This is a genomic window from Desulfobacter vibrioformis DSM 8776, assembly GCF_000745975.1.
Lineage (GTDB): Bacteria > Desulfobacterota > Desulfobacteria > Desulfobacterales > Desulfobacteraceae > Desulfobacter > Desulfobacter vibrioformis.
In genome coordinates this window covers 188,802-207,861 of the sequence record NZ_JQKJ01000003.1, presented here as the reverse complement: position 1 = coordinate 207,861, position 19,060 = coordinate 188,802, and the positions used below count along the sequence as shown (strand labels likewise).

Genomic DNA, 19,060 nt, shown 5'->3' with positions numbered 1-19,060 from the left:
GGTTTTTCGTTCTCCGGCAGAACGCTAACAAAGATCGTGCCACTCTTTTGTTTCGGCATGATAAGCTTATGAATATATTAGGGTAAAGAAATATTATTTATCTGAAACTATGATTTGAATTATAAGCTATTGTGCAAAAAATGTATTCATGTCATACAATAAATGTACAAGAGATTAATCATTGGATGGGAATATGAAAGACGTAACCGCTTTGCTGCCCGAAGAGCTGGATTTTTTTAAATGTGTTCACTACGCCAGCGCTGCCAACCCCTTTGGCAGGGAGCGGGTTCTGCGGGAAGCGCAAATTGCGGGTATTCCACCGGACAGTCCCAAAGAGATCAGAATGCTTAAGGTGTGTCAGGCTGTTCGGCACCGCCTGGACCAGGTGGAAAAGCGTGGCCGGATCAATCTTCGTTTTTTTCAAGGCGAGAGCCGGTATTTTTTACGGTCTGGATTGCTGTTTCACTATTTTCACCTGTTCAGAAAAGAGATCGACACCCTGATCACACGCCAGCTTGATAATGCCGAAGAGTCTCTGGACGCACATTTTGCGCCGGAGGCCCTGATCCTGTTGCGCGGCTGGGGATTCGGCATTGATGAGAGCAGGCGCTTCATTGCCCTGGCGTATCAGTTTCGCCGGGCCTATTATTTTATTTTCCGGCATCTGGTGGGCCGCAGCAGTTGTATGCAGCAGCTGCGGCGGGATCTGTGGCAGAACGTGTTCACCCATGACATCCTTATGTATGACCAGTATCTATGGAACCGCATGGAAAATTTCTCCACCCTGCTGTTTGGTGAGACCGGCACGGGAAAGGGAACCGCTGCCCTGGCCATGGGGCGCTCCGGCTATATTCCCTTTGATGAAAAGGAAAACAAGTTCACCCATAATTTTGTCAATACCTTTACCACGCTCAATATCAGCCAGTTTCCTGAAACCATCATTGAATCCGAGCTGTTCGGCCATGTGCGCGGCGCATTTACAGGGGCGGTCAAGGACCATAAAGGGGTGTTCAGCCAGTGCAGCCCCAATGGCTCCATTCTTCTGGATGAAATCGGCGAGTTGTCCACCCATGTTCAGATCAAACTGCTCAATGTGCTCCAGGACCGGGTCTATTCACCTGTGGGAAGCGATGAAAAACACCGGTTTAACGGCAGGATCATTGCCGCCACAAACCGCAGCATCCGGGAGATCCGGGAAAAGAAGATATTCAGGGATGATTTTTACTATCGTCTGTGTTCCGATATCATTACGGTGCCGCCCCTGCACAAAAGAATTGCCCAGGATCCCGAAGAGCTTCCGGATCTTTTGGCACACACGGTGACCCGTATTGTGGGGCAGCCTTCCCCGGAAATTGTCTCCCGTGTGCTTGAATATATTAAAACAAGCCTTACGCTGTCATATCCATGGCCGGGCAATGTGCGGGAACTGGAACAATGTGTCAGGCGTGTGGTGCTGCGCAATGCCTATGAAACAGATGAAGCCCTGGAACCCGGGTCCAAAGCCGATGCTTTAACCCGGCAGATTCAGGAAGGCCGTCTCAGTGCCCAGGACCTGCTTATCCATTATTGCACCCGCTTGTATGAAAAACACGGTACCTATGAGGCGGTTGCCCGCATTGCCGGGCTGGACCGGCGGACGGTGAAAAAGTATATTGATTCCCAAGGTCAGGTTTATTAATCTGCCCAAAACAAGATACAAGAGGGTGAAGCGCCTGGGGCGCCCATTTTAGCCCCGCATTGTCGATGTTTTTAGTTTTAGTTGACTCAGCAATTGCTAAAATTTTATCATTATGATACGTATTTTATCCAATAACGATAATATTTTGGCATTTAGCACTATGAAATTCACGCTCACAACCCCGGAAGAAACCGCAATGACCCTGGCCAGGCGGAGCAAAACACTCCGCCTGGCCAAAAAATGGAAGCGGTCTACCCTGGCAGCACGGTCCGGCGTTACAGACGCCTCTATCCGGCGGTTTGAACAGACCGGCCAGGTATCCATGAAGCATTTTTTAAAAATTGTTTTTGCCTTGGGCAGGCTGGATGAGATGAACGCACTTCTTGAAACACCCAAGGCCGCATCCATAGCAGACTTGGAAAAAATGGAAGCCAAACTGCCCCAAAGGGGATCTATTTGAAAAAGCTGGCCGTTTATCTCAAATTTTCCCCGGACAAGCGCCGTCTTGTAGGCACCCTTGCCCAGACAGGGCAGAAGGTTGTATTTGAGTATGCCCCCTCTTTTCTGGACAATCCTTTGTGGCTTTCCCCATACAAGCTGCCGCCGGAAGCCCGGTTCCATGAGCACATTGATCTGGATTTCGGACCGGTATTTGGCCTGTTTGACGATTCACTTCCGGATGGCTGGGGCCTTTTGCTCATGGACCGGTATTTCAGGAAAACAGGAATTGACCCGCAAAGGGTTTCCGTACTGGATCGCCTGTCGTTTATCGGGGATAACGGGATGGGGGCCCTTGTTTATGAACCAGCCATGATGTTTGAACCGGCAAACGGTCAATTATTACGTCTCCATGAACTGGCCCGGCATGCCCGGAATATTCTGTCCGGAGACACCCGGGATGTGCTGCCCCAACTCATGCGGGCCGGTGGCAGCCCCGGCGGTGCCAGGCCGAAAATCCTGATCGGTTTAAAGGAAAACCGCCTCATCTCAGGAGAGACAGATCTGCCGCCGGGATTTACGCACTGGATTGTTAAATTTAATTCCGGAAATGATTTTCCGGATGCCGGACCCGTTGAATACGCCTACTCCCTCATGGCCAGAGCTGCCGGAATCGACATGACAGAGACGCGACTTTTCGAAACCAGCCAGTCAGAGCGGTTTTTCGGTATCACACGGTTTGACCGGGAGGAAAACAAACGGTTGCATATGCACACTTTCGGGAATCTGATCCACAGCAATTTCCGGATACCTTCAGTCGATTATGCCGACCTTTTCAAAATTACCCGCAACCTGACCCGGAACCATAAGGATGTAATCCGGGTATTTTACCGGATGGTTTTCAATGTTCTGGCCCATAACCGGGACGACCATGTGAAGAACTTTGCCTTTATGCTGGCGGATCAGGGAGATTGGCACCTGACACCGGCCTATGATCTGACCTTCAGCCACGGCCCGGGCGGCCAGCATTCCATGACACTGGCAGGGGAAGGGGAAAATCCCGGCAGAAAGGAAATGGTCATGCTGGGACAACAGGCGGGACTGTCGGCTGCAGAAATAGGCGCCTGTCTGGATCAATCAGCGGCGGCAGTAGAAAAATGGCCTGAATTTGCCCGGAAAGCCGGGGTCACGTCCCAAAGCATGAAAACCATCCAGGCAGCCCTGGCAGCCCGCCTGGTCAAACAATGAAAGTACTATCGCTATCGGGATCGAAAACAATGGATATTCCGATAGCGATGTTAAAACAGACCATATAAGGAAAAATTCATGTCAAGTTCATTTGGAAAATTGTTTCGTGTGTCAACCTTTGGTGAATCCCACTGCCCCGGGGTCGGGGTGGTTGTGGACGGGTGTCTGCCCGGGATGGCTCTGACAGAGCCCGATATCCAGTGCCAGCTCGACCGCAGGCGGCCGGGCCAGAGCGCCGTGTCAACGGACAGGCAGGAGTCGGACCGGGTGGCCATCCAGTCCGGTACGGAACACGGCCTAACCCTGGGTACGCCCATCAGCCTGTTTGTGCCCAATAAAGACCAGCGCCCGGGCGATTATAAATCCATGGCAGATATCCCAAGGCCCTCCCACGCGGATTTCACCTATCAGTCAAAATACGGGATACGGGCTTCATCCGGCGGCGGGCGTTCTTCTGCCCGGGAGACCATTGGCCGGGTCTGTGCCGGGGCCATTGCGGAAAAGATGCTTAAAACCGCACTGGGTATTGATATTGTGGCCTGGGTCAGCCAGGTGGGGCAGATCAAGGCACCGGAAACCGATGGCTTGAATCTTACCCGGGCCATGGTGGATGCCAGCATGATCCGCTGTCCGGACAAGGATGCGGCAAAGGCCATGGAGGCGGTTGTTCTGCGGGCAAAAGAAGAAAAGGACTCCATTGGCGGCGTTGTCTCATGTGTCTGTACCCATGTGCCGGCTGGCTTTGGTGAACCGGTATTTGATAAGCTTGAGGCGCTTCTGGCCCATGCCATGCTTTCCATTCCCGCCACCAAGGGGTTTGAAATCGGGTCGGGATTTGCAGGGGCGCAAATGCGCGGTTCTGTGCACAATGATCCCTTTGTCTTGAAAGACGGGCGGCTGGGGACCACAACCAATTTCAGCGGCGGCATCCAGGGCGGGATCTCCAATGGAGAACCCATTGTGTTCCGGGTGGCGTTTAAACCCCCGGCCACCATCGGGCATGCCCAGGAAACTGTGGATTTCCAGGGCCGGCAGGCCACTCTTGCGGCCAAGGGCCGGCATGATCCGTGCGTAGTGTCCAGGGCTGTGCCTATTGTGGAGAGTATGGCTGCCCTTGTACTGGCTGATGTCATGCTCCAGCAGCAGGCCAGGTTGGCCGGTGCAGCGCTTATGGATAAACATTAATTTAAACGAGGAAAAAAGGAGGAACCATGTCAGATCCCAAGGATATGTACCAGTGTCAGGTTGCCAATTGCGGATACATTTATGATCCGGACAGGGGGGATCGCAAAGGGAAAATCAAAAAAGGGGTAAAATTTGAAGACCTGCCCGAAGATTGGCGATGCCCGGTTTGCGGGTCCAGCCCGAAAAGTTTTAAGGCCATGGGCTGATATACACTAGTATTCATTCAATGCCATAAACTTAAGCATTGAGATTTTATTTTACCACGAAGAACACGAAGTTCACGAAGATATTAGAGAACTAAACTTCGTGTTCTTCGTGAACTTCGTGGTTTTAATCTGAAAAGTTTCTTAACTTTATGACATTGAGTATTCATTTTTCAGACCGTTAAACAGCCGGCAGGAGACATATATGTCTCTTGCCGGCTGTCTCTTTTCTGTATCATTGCACCTTCTGTATGTGATTTTCTCGGCCGAATATAATTATAACTATTTGTTATTATGACGATATTGCATATCTATTCGATCTGGCACACGGATTGCTTTTAATATAGGCAACGCTGGAGATTAACCGCAAAAACAGGAGGCTTATATGAGACTCAAGGACATAAAAAAAGATTACAACCTAATCAATTCCGTAGACTGGGATATGACCCCTGAAGAAGCCATTGCCCTGCATCTGGAATGGGGACCTTTGCGTTCCCAGAGTTATTACAACTCCAGGGATAATAACAATGAAACCGTCTATTTTGTTATCAACACCTGGAAGAAAACCCCCATTCTGACCCTTGTCAGAAGAAAGGGGTTTGATTCCGAAGAACTTGGCAGTTTTGATCTGCCCGAGGATGTTGCTTCGGAATTCATGCAGGGTATCGGTAAGTACAAAGGGGTTTATGCCGTGGAAGGAGAAGTCAGGGACTGGCTTAGAAAAGAACTTGATGCGTAATCCGCTTTTCCGGAACCGGAAGATGGGCCGTTCTGACCCATCCTCCGGTTCTTTTCCAATTATTCTATTCTTTTTCCGCGTTCTTTATAAAATCCTTTACCATGATGTCACCCAGTTCCATGGACCGTTTGGTTGCGGATTCAACTGCATTGATCAGGGTCGTGCGAAGCCCGCCCTGTTCCAGGGTGTGGATACCGGCAATGGCAGTGCCCCCCGGAGAGGCCACCCTGTCTTTGAGCTGGCCCGGGTGTTCCCCGCTCTCAAGGAGCAGGCGCGCCGAGCCCAATACGGTCTGGGTGGATAAAAACAGGGAATCTTTTCTGGACAGCCCCATTTTTACCCCGGCATCCGCCATGGCATCCACAATGGTGAAAATATAGGCCGGGCCTGATCCGCTTAATCCAGTGAACGCATCCATGAGTATGTTTTCCTGGATAAACACGGTTTTTCCCACGGAATCAAAAACCGCCCGGGCAAGTTCCACATCACCGTCCTGGACAAACTGCCCCGCACATACCGCTGTGGCGCTCTCTTTGACAAAGGCGCAGATATTGGGCATGGACCTGATCAGGCGCAGTTCCTTTTTAAGGCCTGCGGCAATGGCGGCCAAAGGCACACCTGCGGCAATGGAGATCACAAGCTTGGATTTGTCCAGGGCTGGTGCGGTCTCCTTGAGCACGGAACCCAGAATCTGGGGTTTGGTGGCGTAGATAATAATTTCTGATTTTTCACAGACTTCGATATTGCTGGATGTGGTTAACACCCCGTATTTTTCGTGAATATCCTTGCGTGTGTCGGGGGAAATATCCGAGCAGATGATATTTTCGGGTCTGGTTGCCTTGGACAGCACAAGCCCGCTGACCAGGGCTTCCCCCATGTTGCCGCTTCCAATGAAACCGATTTTTTTATCCTGAAGCATCCCGCCTCCTTTTTGGGCTGAAGTAATAATAAATTGACTATACTACGGCCCAGTCTGAAATCGTGTCAAGGCAAATATCATCCCTGCCAAAGGCAATTTTATACAATTTGCTTAATGGTTGAATATGTTATTTTGAACACACATGGTTAATTTGAGTTTTTAACCGTGAATAACCTTAACCCTGCCAACAAGGCCATTTTCCAATCAATTTTACTTTATTTTGACTTTTGTAAGAAACTAGAGACAAGATACAGGAAAAAAGAGGGCGAAGCGCCTGGGGCGCCCATTTTAGCCCGCATTGTTGGTGTCTTTAGTTTCATGCTTCGTTGTGTCCGCTAGGACATGGGGGGTATACGAAGCAATACCCAACTCAAACTGTGCAAGGTCAAATGTTCCATTTTTTACCGTTCAGTTGCGCCTGCCACAACGCGTGATATTTACCATGCTTTTCCAGCAACGATGTGTGTGTTCCGGTTTCAATCAACTGCCCGTTATCAATCACAAGGATCTGGTCCGCCCCTGCAATTGTTGACAGACGATGGGCGATGACAATAACGGTTTTGTCCCGGACCAGGGTATCAACGGCTTTTTGCACGGCAACTTCGCTTTCTGTGTCAAGGGCGGCCGTTGGCTCATCTAAAATGATAATGGGGGCGTCTTTGAGTATGGCCCGTGCAATGCTGATGCGCTGGCGTTCTCCGCTGCAATTTTTATTATAGTTGTTTAACTTTTACGCGAATGGCTAACTGATAATGGATTGTCTACAGATGTGCAAGGGCGTGCAGGGTCAAAATCCGGATTCGATCAGGAATAATCCGGATTGGGGTATGCGTGAGAGCCGGTCAGGAATCCCCGGGGCAGCATTTATGGTTGCCGGGAGTGGTGCCGAACTGCCTTTTGTAACAGGCAATGAAATGGCCGATATTGATGTAGCCCACAAAATCAGCGGCCTGGCTGACATTGGCTCCCTGGTTGATGATCATATCCCGGGCACAGGCCATGCGGTGGTGCTGAAGATATTGTAAAATCGTGGTGCCGAACACCTGCTTAAACCCTTTTTTAAGCTTGAATTCATTCAGTCCGGTTTTGCGGGCCAGAATCGATATGGTGGGCGGGGCCTGCATATCCCGGATCAAAATCCGGGCCGCATTACGGATACGCTCCTCCTCTTCAGGCATCAGGGGCCTGTCCGGGCTGACACCTGGTGTGCGGGTGAACAGATCGATTTGCAGGGAGAGCAGCTCAACAGCTTTGGCCTCCATGAACAGCTGCCGGGATGATCCGGAAAGATCACAGGCAAACACCTGGTGTGCCGTATTGAGCATGGCGCCTGTCATGGGAAGGCCGCAGATGGGACTTTCACCTTGCAGAATCCTGCGGCACGGTTCAAAAATGTTCTTCAGGTCAATGTCAAGATAGCGGGCTAAAAGTGCGGCATCGATCTGGATGGCAATGCTGTTGAAGGTCTCTTGACCCCGCAGGCGGCTGACGCCTGAGGTGCCGGACATGCGGCAGATGGAATTGGTACCGGCCTGGTTGGTAAACTGTGCACCGGTGCTTTTCTTTTTCCCGGTATAGACTGTATGGGTGCTGCCGCTCAGGCAGTACCCAAACTGCAGTGGCGCGTGTTCTATTTCAAACTCATATTCAGCCAAATGCTTAGGATCTATCCGGACGGCATACATGCAAAAGCCTTGACGGACCGACGTGATGGAAAACATCTCCGGCCCGGTCTTTTGTCCCGGTGCCAGTGACTTGGAAAGTTCAACCGGATCTTTGCAGGCCAGGTCATCAGCGGAATTATAATTTATCCGAAAGGTGTTTGACGTTCCGGCATCCCGTTTTCCCGCCTGCTGCATGGATTCGTACTTCCGATAATAATTAGTAAAACATAACTTTATTTGCCATTATCATAATTTTTACAGCAAATCAACACTGCGTTTGATAACGGTGTCCCAAGAATGTTCGGTGTCACACTGACCGACTATTTTTAGCTGAAAACAAGGAGGTTTTCATGACCAAACGCATTGTTTTCATCTTGATGTTCTTTTTTACCCGCTGGTTACGGCTTCTTCCCATTCTCTGTGGGTCAACGCCTTTGAGTCCAGGATCCACCAGCCGGCCCATGTCATGGTCTCTGCCGGGTGGGGCCATGCCCTGCCCCTGGGGGATATCCTGACATCTGCCGGGCCAGGATCGGGATTGAATCCTTTCACAGATCTAAGCCGGGTTAAAGTCAACGACCTTGTGACCGTCAGGGTCTTGTTTCACAGCACCCCTTTGAACTCGACCCCTGCCTGCAAAGTATCCATTTCAGCTACTCGATTGTAAGAAATGATAACCTGTCCCATGGTATAATTTTCACGTCTTCCTGCATCCTGTCTATGTCGCCGCCATACACCAAAAAACAGTTTCTGGTTTGCTGGTAAAGTCTTCGATAATAATGCAGGCCGCCAAAAAAACTTTTTGTCAGCGTCTGGCCTGATTTAATCTCGATCATATCCAGGTGAAGGCCGTAATCCAGCAGGATATCCACTTCATTGCCCCGGCTGTCCCTCAGATAATACAGGTTGTCGGTTTTGCCCTGGTTAAACCGTTTTTTCAACAGTTCAGACACAACCATGTTTTCAAACAAGGCACCGCGCAGCGGGTGGGAGACGACATGGTTCTCCTGCTGGATACCGAGAAGAAAGGCCGCAAGTCCTGTGTCGTAAAAATAAAGTTTGGGAGACTTGATCAACCGTTTGCCAAGATTGTTATAATAAGGTTGAAGCAGCTTGATAATATAACTTGTCTGCAAAATCGACAGCCAGCTTTTGATGGTATTATGACTTACGCCGCAGTCATTGCCCAATGACGACAAATTCAGCACCTGGCCGACCCTGGTGGCACACAGTTTAATGAACGTCTCAAATCTGCCCAGGTCCTTGACATTAATTAACTGACGCAAGTCTCTTTCCACATAGGTGCTAAAGTAAAAGGATAAGGCTTCAGTGGGATCAAGATCAAGATCATATATCCTGGGATAGGCACCCTTGTACAGCAAACTGTCGATGGTTTCAGGAGGACCGGAAATTGTGCGGATCTCTTCCAGGCTAAAAGGAAGAAGCTTGACAAGCGCAGTCCTGCCGGCCAGAGACTGGCTCACTGAGTCGAGAAGTTCAAAATTCTGGCTGCCGGTCAAAATAAATTGTCCTGGCCGGCCGGCCTCGTCAACCAGGACCTGCAGATAAGACAACAGATCAGGAACTCTTTGGATTTCGTCCAGAATTGCCCCTTGTGGAAATTGACTCAAAAAGCCTTTGGCATCATTCTGGGCAAAATCGCGCTCTTCAATGGACTCTAAAGAGACGTATGGTTTGTCCGGAAAAATCATTTTCGTCAGCGTTGTTTTGCCTGACTGTCGGGGACCGGTAATGGTTACAACCGGATACTGTTGGCTATAGGCCAATACTTTATTTTCTATTTCACGGGAAATCATATGCTGAATGTATCAGTCTGTGAACAGATTGTCAATTTAACTTACAATCCGTTCACAGTAAGTGTGATCCGGCAATAGACCCACCCCATAGATACGGACGATACAAACCTTTCAGGACGATGGCCGGAATTAAAATTCCCCGGGTTCATCAATTATCAGGGTTTTGCCGTAAATGATACGGAAGCCGCGTAATTGATGGACCTGCATTTTCCTGCCAGATGTTTGAGTTCATTATCCTTTGTGACCTCTTTTTCTAATGTGACCCAGACCCTCCAGGCTCCGGGAGTCGGAACCCGGATCTGGGCCTTGCCGTTCATGATGTATGCGGCAAGCATGTATTTATCCGGGCCGCCAAAGGTGTTGGAGGTCATATGCAGATAGTTCATTCCCTTCATATCGCAGGTCACGGGTTTGCCGTTGAGTGTGACTGTGAATTTGACCAGGTCGCCTGCCTTGACATTGGTCATGTCGGTTTCGGGCATGATCTCAAGGTCATATCCCAGGGGGCTGGGCGGGGTCCATTTTTCAATACTGAAATAGGACTTGGCCATGGCTTTATACCGGGTGCTGAAATTAACGGATTGGGCCCCTTTTATCTCATCCATGGATTTTGTGGCCATCCTGTTTTTGCCCTTGGCATCCACATATCCGGTAAAATAGGTGGCCCTGGATTCTGCTGCCACCTGGTAGGTTCCGGGCATGGCTTTATCGGTCAGTGAAATTTTCCTTAAACCCAAATCTCCGGGAACAAGGGTCATCCCGGTTTTGGATGGGGTTGCCTTTTCTTGTTTGATGACGGGAAGGGGAATGAGGGTGATGGAATTGTCCGGGCCCATCAGGCTGTACTTTTCAATGTCAACGATGCCGGCTTGACCCACCAGAAAATCATCCAGGGGCATGGCATGTCCCCATCCAAGGCTTGTGATGACATGCCCCGGGGAATGGGCAAAGGATCCGTGTATGTTGATCCACAAAGAGTGAGCAGAAACGGAGCTGGCACAAAGTGTTGTCAGGGCGAGAATTGAACAAGCGGTTTTAAATAGTTTTAACATGTAATGTCTCCTTTTAAGGTGAACAAGTTTTATAAGAAACTATAGACAAGATACAGGAAACAAGAGGGCGAAGCGCCTGGGGCGCCCATTTTAGCCCGCATTGTTGGTGTCTTTAGTTTCATGCTTCGTTGTGTCCGCTAGGACATGGGGGGTATAAGAAAGTCTGTGTAACAACCTACACAGATCATTCAACCTTCGTTGCGGGCTGAGCCTGGCGGCTGATAGTCAGGTCAGCCCGTGGCTGTTATAATTTTTTTGAACATTTTTTCCTGGATTCGATCAGATACCAATAATCCGGATCAAGAATGACGGTGGCCGAAGAAAGACGGCAATCCAGGGTATAGCTGTTTTGTTCCGGCCGGATCATGATCTGTCCGATATTCAGAACATTCCCGGATTCATCTGCCAATCCAACCCCAAGGGGCGCTGAGAAGCTTTTTTCCATCGTTCCTTTTTCGCCTTTGGATTCCATTTTGGCGGCAAAAATGGTCAGGGTAAGTTTTCCCTCCTTTATTTGCGCATTGTCCAGTGACAGCCGGTATTGAATGCGGCGTTCAAACCACTCCCGGACAAAGGGGTGAAGATCATTGGGGACAAAATTTATCAGATCGTTATAAAAGTCGGCGGAGGTGAAAAATGTCTCTTTTTGACGTGCATGCGCAATCCATCTGCTCAGCCATTGGTCAAATATTTTGGGACCGATTCGCCGGGAAAGGGCATACAGGGCAAGCCCGCCTTTTTCCCTTGAAAGGTAAGCTGCCCTGTCCACAAAGAGCAGCGGCTTTTCTTCAATGGCCTCCTTAGCCCTGTCTTTTTCATAGTCGTTATACGCTTTGTCCAGCCATTGCTTCGTTTGTTCATGGCCGAATATTACATGCAGAAACCGGAACGCATAATATTGGGCAATGGATTGGGTTAAAAGTTCAGCGCCCTGAACGTCCGATGCTTTTAAAGAAACCAGAATCCATTGCCGGGCAAGCGCCCTTGCCATTGTCATATAAATATATTGTCCATCTTCATCCTTTTGGATGTCCGCTGTCCAGCCGTGAGCCTCGGAAACGGCGGTAACGTTGGCAAAGGAGATGAAGTCTTCGTCATAAAACGGCTTTTCAACGACCCGGGCAACGCTGTAAGGATATGGCCCCAATTCTCCGGAAAGCCAGGAAATCGCCTTTTGCACGGCATCTTCATAAACCTGCAGATTATAGGTATGACGGGGATCATGGGACAGCCGGCAGGAAACTCCCTGGCAATCGAAGGCCCTGGTGGCAAGTCGTGCGGAAATAATTTTGAAATCCATTGAGCCCGGATGTTCGGACCGGAACCGGGCATAGTTTCGCCCCTTTTCCTGCCAGGTGTTTACTTTCTCTCCCGGTGCGACCACCGTCTGATCAGCGTCCGTACTGATCACCATATTCCAGGTCAGACTGTCGGACCGGGCAGATTTAAACCGGTTGGCCCTGGAAAAGAGGTTATGCATCCTGTCCATGCGGGAATCCAGCAGATCAAGACCCTGGTGCAACCGCTCTTTGTTCTCGGCTAGTTCACGGGAGCGGTCATAACCGAAAAAGGGCAGAAAATCCGTGCCCAGTACGCTTCCGTTATAGGTAAGATCGCCTTGGAAATCGGACTGGTGGAATCCCTTGTGGGCAAGGGTTGCCTTGATATTCAGCTTCATTGCCTTTCCCGGGGCCAGGGCGGGCTTCAGCAGATATATGGCATGGCGAAATTCAGCATCACTTTCCAACTTTTCAAGGGAATGTCCGTCACAATAGAGTTCTGCCACGGTCAGCTTTTGATCCCAGTCCAGGTGCAGGATTTCCATGGGCCGGTCGGTTTTGTTTTGCAGCACCAGCCGGGCCGTGTAGTTTGCCTGGCGTTTCCCCGGAAAAAGATTCAGGTTCAAATCCAGATCCGTAATCTTGGGCCAGGGTGTTTCCCGGTAACGGGCATACTTCTTTTCATAAGCTGCGTCCGCCGCTTCCTTTTGCGCGTCTGTTTGATATCCTGCCTTGCGGACCAGGTTGTCATGAATACCGTACTGGAAACAGCCAAACAAAAACAGACAAAGGATCATGGCTGTGGTCAGGCCCTTTCCACAAGGTTCCCCCAGTCTTCTTTTCACCACCTGCCATCGTTCTTTAAGGCTTCTGTCCACCCCGCGATTCCACAAAAGCAGCGTAAGGACAAAAAATAAAGCGGCCAGAGCCGTCCAGGCCCCGGCATACCAAAAAAGGCCGGCATCCAGCACACCGTATCCGTTCATTTCTGAGTAGTTGTATTTTTCCGGGCCAAAAACGCCTGGAACAAAAGGGAAAGCAAAGCGCAATTGTTCGATCAGCTTGTGATCCACAGACATGGCGATAAATAAAAATATGCCGATGGAAAAAATATGCCCTTTCAACCGGCTGTTGAACAAAGCACCGCAGAAAAATGCCAACATGATGATTTGCAAAGCGGTAAGCCAGCCAAAGCGTGATCCGTATAAATCCCGGATGTACAGGCCCCATTCAATATCGGTAAATCCCATGGCCGGCTGGGAGACAAGTCCTGCCGCAAAAATCAGCGAAGCAATGCAAAATGCGACGATTCCCATGGCAAGCCAGCGGGACAAAATAAAAACCCAGGATGGTGTGGGCATGGCATCGGTTAACCGCCATACACCGGAACTGCGATCCTTGAACAACAGTTCGCCGGAGAGAATCAGCAACATCAAGGCGATGACGATCATCATGGGAATTCTGGCATAGGTCATGACAGAGGTTAGCGGCAAGTGGGAAGTGGTCAGGTATTGGGCGGATGTCCACAAAAAATTGTATCCCAGAAACATCAGAAAAAGGGTGCCCAAAATAAAGGAAAAGATTGGAGAACGAAACAGGCTTTTCATCTCAAGCCATGCAAATCCAGCGCTTTTCACCAAACAGACTCGCGGACCGTACTCCGGCACAGGCAACCCATTGCCACTGTTTTTTTGAAACGGTTTTTCCCGGGGCGGGCCAACGGATTCCTTTTGCCGGCGCGGCTTTTTGGAAGTTTGTGCAACAAAGTGCTTGAACTTGAATTTCCAAAAAGAAATCCCGAACAGGAACATGGAAACAAAGCCCCAGATTATCCGGTTCCACAGCAAAGCGGTGGTGACCGGCAGATACGCGGTGTTAAGTTCCAGTATGTCCATTTTGTCCGTGATATGCTTCACGGCGCAATAGCCAAATGGATCGAGAAGCTTCACAATCAGAACAAGGGAGGATTCCTCCCGGACGGAAACGGCAACCAGAAAACAGACTAAGATCAGCAGCACGCCAAGGTATGCGGCGGCGGCTTTGCGAAACATCACCACCAGGAAAACGGAAAAACTAACCAGAAAAACCAGGTTCGGCACGGTGAGCAGGAAAAAACCGTGCACAAGCTGACCCAAAGGTGCTGGACCAAATTGATCGGGTGCGCCAGTGCCCCAAAAAGGAAAGAGAAGGATACCCAGGGGGTACCCCAGCACCACTGCCAGATTGACCAGCAGGGCCCCGATATATTTGCCGCAGAAATACCTTTTTTCATGGATGATCGCGGGATAGAGGATATGGGCTGCACCGGATTCCAGATCCCGGGCCAGGGCCCCGGCGCAGATAATGGCGGTAACGGCAAACAGCAACATGCCCATGCAGGCCAGGTTCTGGTAGTTGGTTGCCGGGGCGTTGAGTAAAACATTATTGTTGGCCACCAGATTATTGGCGCCCATGGAGAGCCAGAAACCTTGATAAACTAACAGGCCAAAGAAGATATAGGTATACGCTTTTTGGGCGTTATACAGGATTTCGAAGCGGATGATGCAGGTCGGTTTCATTACAGACCCTCCGGCACGACCGGGGACAGTTCCCGCAAATCTGCATTGCCGCTGATCACCGCAAAATAGGCGTCTTCCATATTTGCTGTTCCGGGTTCAAAAGCGGCATCCGGTGCTGTATTGCCGAATACATGGATACGCATTCGTCCCTGGTTGATATGGGTGGCAATGACGGGCAGCTTCTCCTTGCACATATCAAGATCCTTTCTGTCAATTTCCTTTGTCCAGATTTTGCCTTTCACCGCATTGACAATCTTTGCGGGCTGGGTATGAACCAGCACCCGGCCGCTGCCGATAATGGCCATGTCCGAACATAGGGATGTCACATCCTCCACAATATGGGTGGAGAGAATGACTATGGCGTCTTCTCCCAGTTCGCTTAAAATATTATAAAAGCGGTTTCGTTCTTCAGGGTCCAGTCCGGCTGTCGGCTCGTCCACGATGATCAATTCCGGATCTGCGATGAGTGCCTGGGCAATGCCGAAACGTTGTTTCATTCCGCCCGAATAGGTCTTCAACCTTTTTTTACGCACGTTATAAAGATTTACCCTGTTCAGCAGATACGCTACCCGGGCCTTTCGTTCAGATTTATTTACCAGCCCCTTGATCTGGGCAATATAGTCCAGCATTTCTTCGGCAGACACCGTATCGTAGACCCCGAATTCCTGGGGAAGGTAGCCCAGGGTCCTGCGGATTTTTTCAGGATTTTTTATGACATCCGCACCACCAAGGAAAATTTTTCCCTGATCCACATCCTGCAGGGTGGCAAGGGTGCGCATCAGGGAAGATTTGCCGGCCCCGTTTTGCCCCAAAAGCCCGAACATGCCTTTGTCAATGGTCAGATTGACATCCTTGAGGGCCTGAACGCCGTTAGGATAAGTTTTTGATAAATTCTTTATGATCAGTTGCATATAAGACCTTTATGGAAAGAAGATATTAAAACCGGTAGCGGAGTCCTGCGCCAATGGTCAGCGGTTGCCCATACTCAGCCAGCGAATGTCTTGTACCAGACATAAAATAAGTAACGTACTCCTCATCCGCCAGGTTTTTCCCATACACATAGAAATCCCATCCCCCGGTCAGATAACCTATCTTTGCATCCAGGACAACATATGCGTCGTCTTCGACAAAGCTGTTATTGGCATCATCAAAGAAAGACGTTTTTCCGGCCGCCCTCATGTCGATGCGCCCATAAAATCCACAGGGATGTTTATAAGAGGCACCGGCCGTCGCCGTATAGGAAGGGGTATTCTCGATATCCTTTCCATCAAAGGATATGCCGTTTCCGGCTTCGTAAGTATCGTACTGGGCTTCTATAAAGCCAAGGGAACCGGTCAACTCAACGGTTTCGGTGAGTTTATAGGCCAACTCAAGTTCAACCCCCTGAGAATGGGCGCTATCCGCATTATCTGTATAAAGATTGACGCCATCTGACTTATATATATGGATATCGTCTATATCCATGTAAAATATGTTTGCCGCCAACCTCAAACGATTCAGACGTCCCTTGATCCCTATCTCGTAATTTGCCGATTTCTGGGGTTCAAAGGAATTGTCCTCAACCGTGCCGGAAGAGGCAAAGGGATTGAAACCCCCGGGCATATATCCCCGGGAATACGAAACATAGGTATGAAAGTTGTCGCTTAGGGCAAAAGATAGCGCGGCTTTAGGCAAAAAGGTATCCCAGTCCTTCTCTCCGGAGAATGAAGAAAAGGGCAGCCCGGTTGTTCCCACCGGCAGGCTGTATATATCCACGTCAACCTCTTTATCAATGTGTTGATACCTGCCGCCCAGGGTCAGCTCAAACCGCTCTGTCAGAGGAACCATTGCCTGACCAAATGCCGCATAGGTGGTCGTGTCCATTTCCGACTCGGCAAGATAATCAAAATTTCCATAAAACACCCCTGATCCGTCATAATAAGGGTATTGCATACCCAAAGGGTTCTGTATGTATTCTTCTGAATCCAGGTAAAAGCCGGCTACCCAGCGGATGCCGCCTTTGTTGTTACTCGATATGCGCAGTTCCTGAGTATAGGCATCCGTTTCATTGTGGTTAATGTTTTTCAGTCCGTCGTAAATGGTGTCAGCCTGGTAATCCACATCGTAATCCCCTTCCATGTCCTGTTTTTTGTGGGTTGTGGTCGAGGTCAGGGTTTACTGAATCAAATGCATAGCTCAAGTACAGGCTTTGTGAAAAGCAATCGATATCAACTTGCGTTGGTGTATCAAAGTCCACTTTTTCAGCATCATCCCTGTTAAACTCACTAAAATCGGATCCGGCGGGAAGCGCATAGCCATTGATCCATGAATTGCTTTGATTATCCATGGAAAGGGTCAACTTTGCAGTAAACCTGTCTGTGGGGGTATATAAAAAATAGCCGCTGAATTGCTGCTGATCGGATTCATTCCCGTCGGAATCCAGTCCGGAATGAATGTTGTCAATCCAGCCGTCAGATTGCTCATACTTGCCGTTGATGCCCATAAACAGCGTATCTTTAATTACTGAGCCATTGAGGTTAAAAATACCCTGCATGGTGTTGTAGCTGCCGTATTCGGCTCCAGCCATGCCATGCCATTCATTTTCCGGTGCTTTGGTGATGATATTGATAACTCCGCCAATGGCATCCTTGCCGTACAGTGTTCCCTGGGGGCCGCGCAGCACCTCAACCCGCTGTACATTGGCCAGGGATGCATCAAAACCATATTGGTTGATAATTGGAACCCCATCAATGTATATAACCACCGGATTGTTATAGGTAAATATCGAGGAGTTCAGTCCCCGGAAACTCACCGGATTACCTTTGAGGTTTTCCTGGACAGCCATGTTGGGAATTTCCCTGAGCACGTCAGGGATGTCGGTGATCCCTTTTTCTTCCAGGAAAGCTTCATCCATAACGGTGATGCTTTGGGGAACTTCCTGAACGTCCTCTTCTATTTTATTGGCGGTGACTGTAACACTTTCCATCTGTGTTGCCGCCTTATCTTCCGCTTGTTCGGCCCACAATGGGGCAACCGGCAAAGGCAAGCTGAAACAGATGCAGCAGAACAACTGCAAAATTTTTTTTCGATACATTTTTATCTCCCTTACAAACAATAAATCAAAACAAAATCAAACAAGACGAACTTATAATAAAAAGAAATATTGTTTTACAGCGCCTAAAAACAATTTTGTGTCACTTTGTTACAAAAAATCATGTTGACTAAACAAATCGTTAAATAATAAGTTAACTTTGGCTTGGATAATAAACTTTGAAACGGAAAAGGTTCTTGCATGAAAAAATGTGATCCTGTCATTATTTCAGCTGAAAACTATTATGGGCCTTGCCATAATCTAAATGATTTTTTAGAAAAAAAGGACGGGGATGAGATCTTCTATAATTGGTCCGATCACTTGAACGGTCTAAGCAAGGGGTTCGTATATATGCTCAAGTGCCGGCCTGGGTTGACGTTGACCATTGCACGGCACTATCCATCCACTGCTTTAAGCATACCTTTTAAGGCGGGAACAAATTTTGTTAACCTTTTTTTTATTCTTGGTGAAGGGTCTGATCTCCAGCACTATAGCCAAGAGCAAGAAACTACTTATTGCCCAAATCATGGGTATTTAACCTATTCACATAATTTAAAAGGCGGGCTGGTTCATTGCTCCGCAAAACCCTTCTGTACCATTGGAATTTTAATGGAGCCGTGGTTTATACAACGTTTTTCCCAAGGAATAGAAGAAGGATTTGCCCGAAAGATAAAAGAGATGTTGGATATTAAAAATAACGATGGATATTTTTGCTGCCCCGTGTCCATGACCCCTTCCATTAATATCCGTCTTCATGAAATTATGGGATGCACATATATTGATGTCCGAAGGCGCCTGTTTTTAGGAAGCAAAGCCCTGGAACTGATGATTTCCGGTTTTGATCAATTCAATGCAGATAAGGCGCACACCGGCTCCTGCTTTGACCTTGCATCCGACTCTACGGATTTCGTCCACAAAGCCCGCGATATAATAATTTCCGATATTAAGAACCCGCCCTCCCTTACAGAACTCTCCAGAATGGTAGGCGTAAACAGAACCACGTTAAGCCAGGGGTTTTCTAAAGTTTATGGTGTTACTATCTTTGATTTTCTCCGCAAGTTCAGACTGGAAGAATCCAGGCGTCTGCTGCAGGCCGGGAACCGAAGTGTGACACAAGTGGCTTTTGAAGTGGGATACGCCCAGCAAAGAACGTTCTCCAGAGAATTTAAAAGGTATTTTGGCAATACGCCAAGCCATTATCTGGTTTGA

General features: G+C 49.0%; 17 protein-coding genes and 1 pseudogene. 7 read left to right on the top strand and 11 right to left on the bottom strand.

What is annotated here, in order from left to right; translation table 11 throughout:
• The first annotated feature begins 193 nt into the window (after positions 1-193).
• The 6 genes from Q366_RS04215 (at position 194) to Q366_RS04190 (ending at position 5,491) form a co-directional block, all read left to right on the top strand.
• Positions 194-1,678, top strand: coding sequence for a sigma 54-interacting transcriptional regulator (locus Q366_RS04215; RefSeq protein WP_035236565.1), 1,485 nt, complete (start codon positions 194-196; stop codon positions 1,676-1,678).
• A 160-nt stretch (positions 1,679-1,838) separates the two neighbouring features.
• On the top strand, positions 1,839-2,138 hold the full coding sequence (locus tag Q366_RS04210) for a hypothetical protein (protein WP_035236564.1): 300 nt from the start codon (positions 1,839-1,841) through the stop codon (positions 2,136-2,138).
• Positions 2,135-3,364 (top strand): type II toxin-antitoxin system HipA family toxin, encoded by a 1,230-nt coding sequence (locus tag Q366_RS04205; RefSeq protein WP_051957812.1) that lies wholly within the window; start codon positions 2,135-2,137, stop codon positions 3,362-3,364. Before Q366_RS04210 ends, Q366_RS04205 begins: the two co-directional genes overlap by 4 nt.
• 78 nt (positions 3,365-3,442) lie before the next feature.
• Positions 3,443-4,549 carry a chorismate synthase gene (gene aroC / locus Q366_RS04200; RefSeq protein WP_035236562.1) on the top strand — a complete coding sequence of 369 codons (1,107 nt, stop codon included), beginning with the start codon at positions 3,443-3,445 and terminating at the stop codon, positions 4,547-4,549.
• 26 nt (positions 4,550-4,575) lie between these two features.
• Complete coding sequence (locus tag Q366_RS04195; RefSeq protein WP_035236561.1) at positions 4,576-4,755, top strand: rubredoxin; 180 nt, start codon at positions 4,576-4,578, stop codon at positions 4,753-4,755.
• A gap of 382 nt (positions 4,756-5,137) precedes the next feature.
• Positions 5,138-5,491: a DVU0772 family protein gene (locus Q366_RS04190; RefSeq protein ID WP_051957811.1), complete on the top strand. Its 354-nt coding sequence runs from the start codon at positions 5,138-5,140 to the stop codon at positions 5,489-5,491.
• A gap of 64 nt (positions 5,492-5,555) precedes the next feature.
• Here the strand turns inward: Q366_RS04190 and proC are convergent, their stop codons facing one another.
• From proC to Q366_RS21880, 11 genes and pseudogenes are all read right to left on the bottom strand, one after another.
• Positions 5,556-6,410: a pyrroline-5-carboxylate reductase gene (gene proC, locus Q366_RS04185; RefSeq protein WP_035236560.1), complete on the bottom strand. Its 855-nt coding sequence runs from the start codon at positions 6,408-6,410 to the stop codon at positions 5,556-5,558.
• 385 nt (positions 6,411-6,795) lie between these two features.
• Positions 6,796-7,005, bottom strand: coding sequence for a hypothetical protein (locus Q366_RS04180; protein WP_035236559.1), 210 nt, complete (start codon positions 7,003-7,005; stop codon positions 6,796-6,798).
• A 39-nt stretch (positions 7,006-7,044) separates the two neighbouring features.
• Positions 7,045-7,101: pseudogene (locus tag Q366_RS22325) on the bottom strand (hypothetical protein); the annotation flags it as partial.
• 151 nt (positions 7,102-7,252) lie between these two features.
• Positions 7,253-8,269, bottom strand: a complete 1,017-nt coding sequence (locus Q366_RS04175) for a helix-turn-helix transcriptional regulator (RefSeq protein WP_035236558.1) — start codon at positions 8,267-8,269, stop codon at positions 7,253-7,255.
• A 192-nt stretch (positions 8,270-8,461) separates the two neighbouring features.
• A complete protein-coding gene (locus Q366_RS21205) occupies positions 8,462-8,626 on the bottom strand; it encodes a hypothetical protein (RefSeq protein ID WP_156968109.1) in 165 nt (54 codons plus the stop codon).
• Between the two features lie 101 nt (positions 8,627-8,727).
• Positions 8,728-9,861, bottom strand: coding sequence for an ATP-binding protein (locus Q366_RS04165; protein WP_245619862.1), 1,134 nt, complete (start codon positions 9,859-9,861; stop codon positions 8,728-8,730).
• 185 nt (positions 9,862-10,046) lie between these two features.
• Positions 10,047-10,943, bottom strand: coding sequence for a DUF4198 domain-containing protein (locus tag Q366_RS04160; protein ID WP_035236555.1), 897 nt, complete (start codon positions 10,941-10,943; stop codon positions 10,047-10,049).
• A gap of 244 nt (positions 10,944-11,187) precedes the next feature.
• The gene (locus Q366_RS04155) at positions 11,188-14,781 is read right to left on the bottom strand and encodes an ABC transporter permease/M1 family aminopeptidase (protein ID WP_035236554.1); all 3,594 of its coding nucleotides are present in this window, start codon (positions 14,779-14,781) and stop codon (positions 11,188-11,190) included.
• Complete coding sequence (locus tag Q366_RS04150) at positions 14,781-15,692, bottom strand: ABC transporter ATP-binding protein (RefSeq protein ID WP_035236553.1); 912 nt, start codon at positions 15,690-15,692, stop codon at positions 14,781-14,783. The genes Q366_RS04155 and Q366_RS04150 overlap by 1 nt, the downstream gene beginning before the upstream one ends.
• A gap of 25 nt (positions 15,693-15,717) precedes the next feature.
• Positions 15,718-16,899 (bottom strand): TonB-dependent receptor, encoded by a 1,182-nt coding sequence (locus Q366_RS21885; RefSeq protein ID WP_245619861.1) that lies wholly within the window; start codon positions 16,897-16,899, stop codon positions 15,718-15,720.
• Positions 16,865-17,854 carry a TonB-dependent receptor plug domain-containing protein gene (locus Q366_RS21880; protein WP_245619860.1) on the bottom strand — a complete coding sequence of 330 codons (990 nt, stop codon included), beginning with the start codon at positions 17,852-17,854 and terminating at the stop codon, positions 16,865-16,867. Before Q366_RS21880 ends, Q366_RS21885 begins: the two co-directional genes overlap by 35 nt.
• 606 nt (positions 17,855-18,460) lie before the next feature.
• Between Q366_RS21880 and Q366_RS21520 the strand changes: the two genes are divergently transcribed.
• Complete coding sequence (locus Q366_RS21520) at positions 18,461-19,060, top strand: helix-turn-helix transcriptional regulator (RefSeq protein WP_169742930.1); 600 nt, start codon at positions 18,461-18,463, stop codon at positions 19,058-19,060.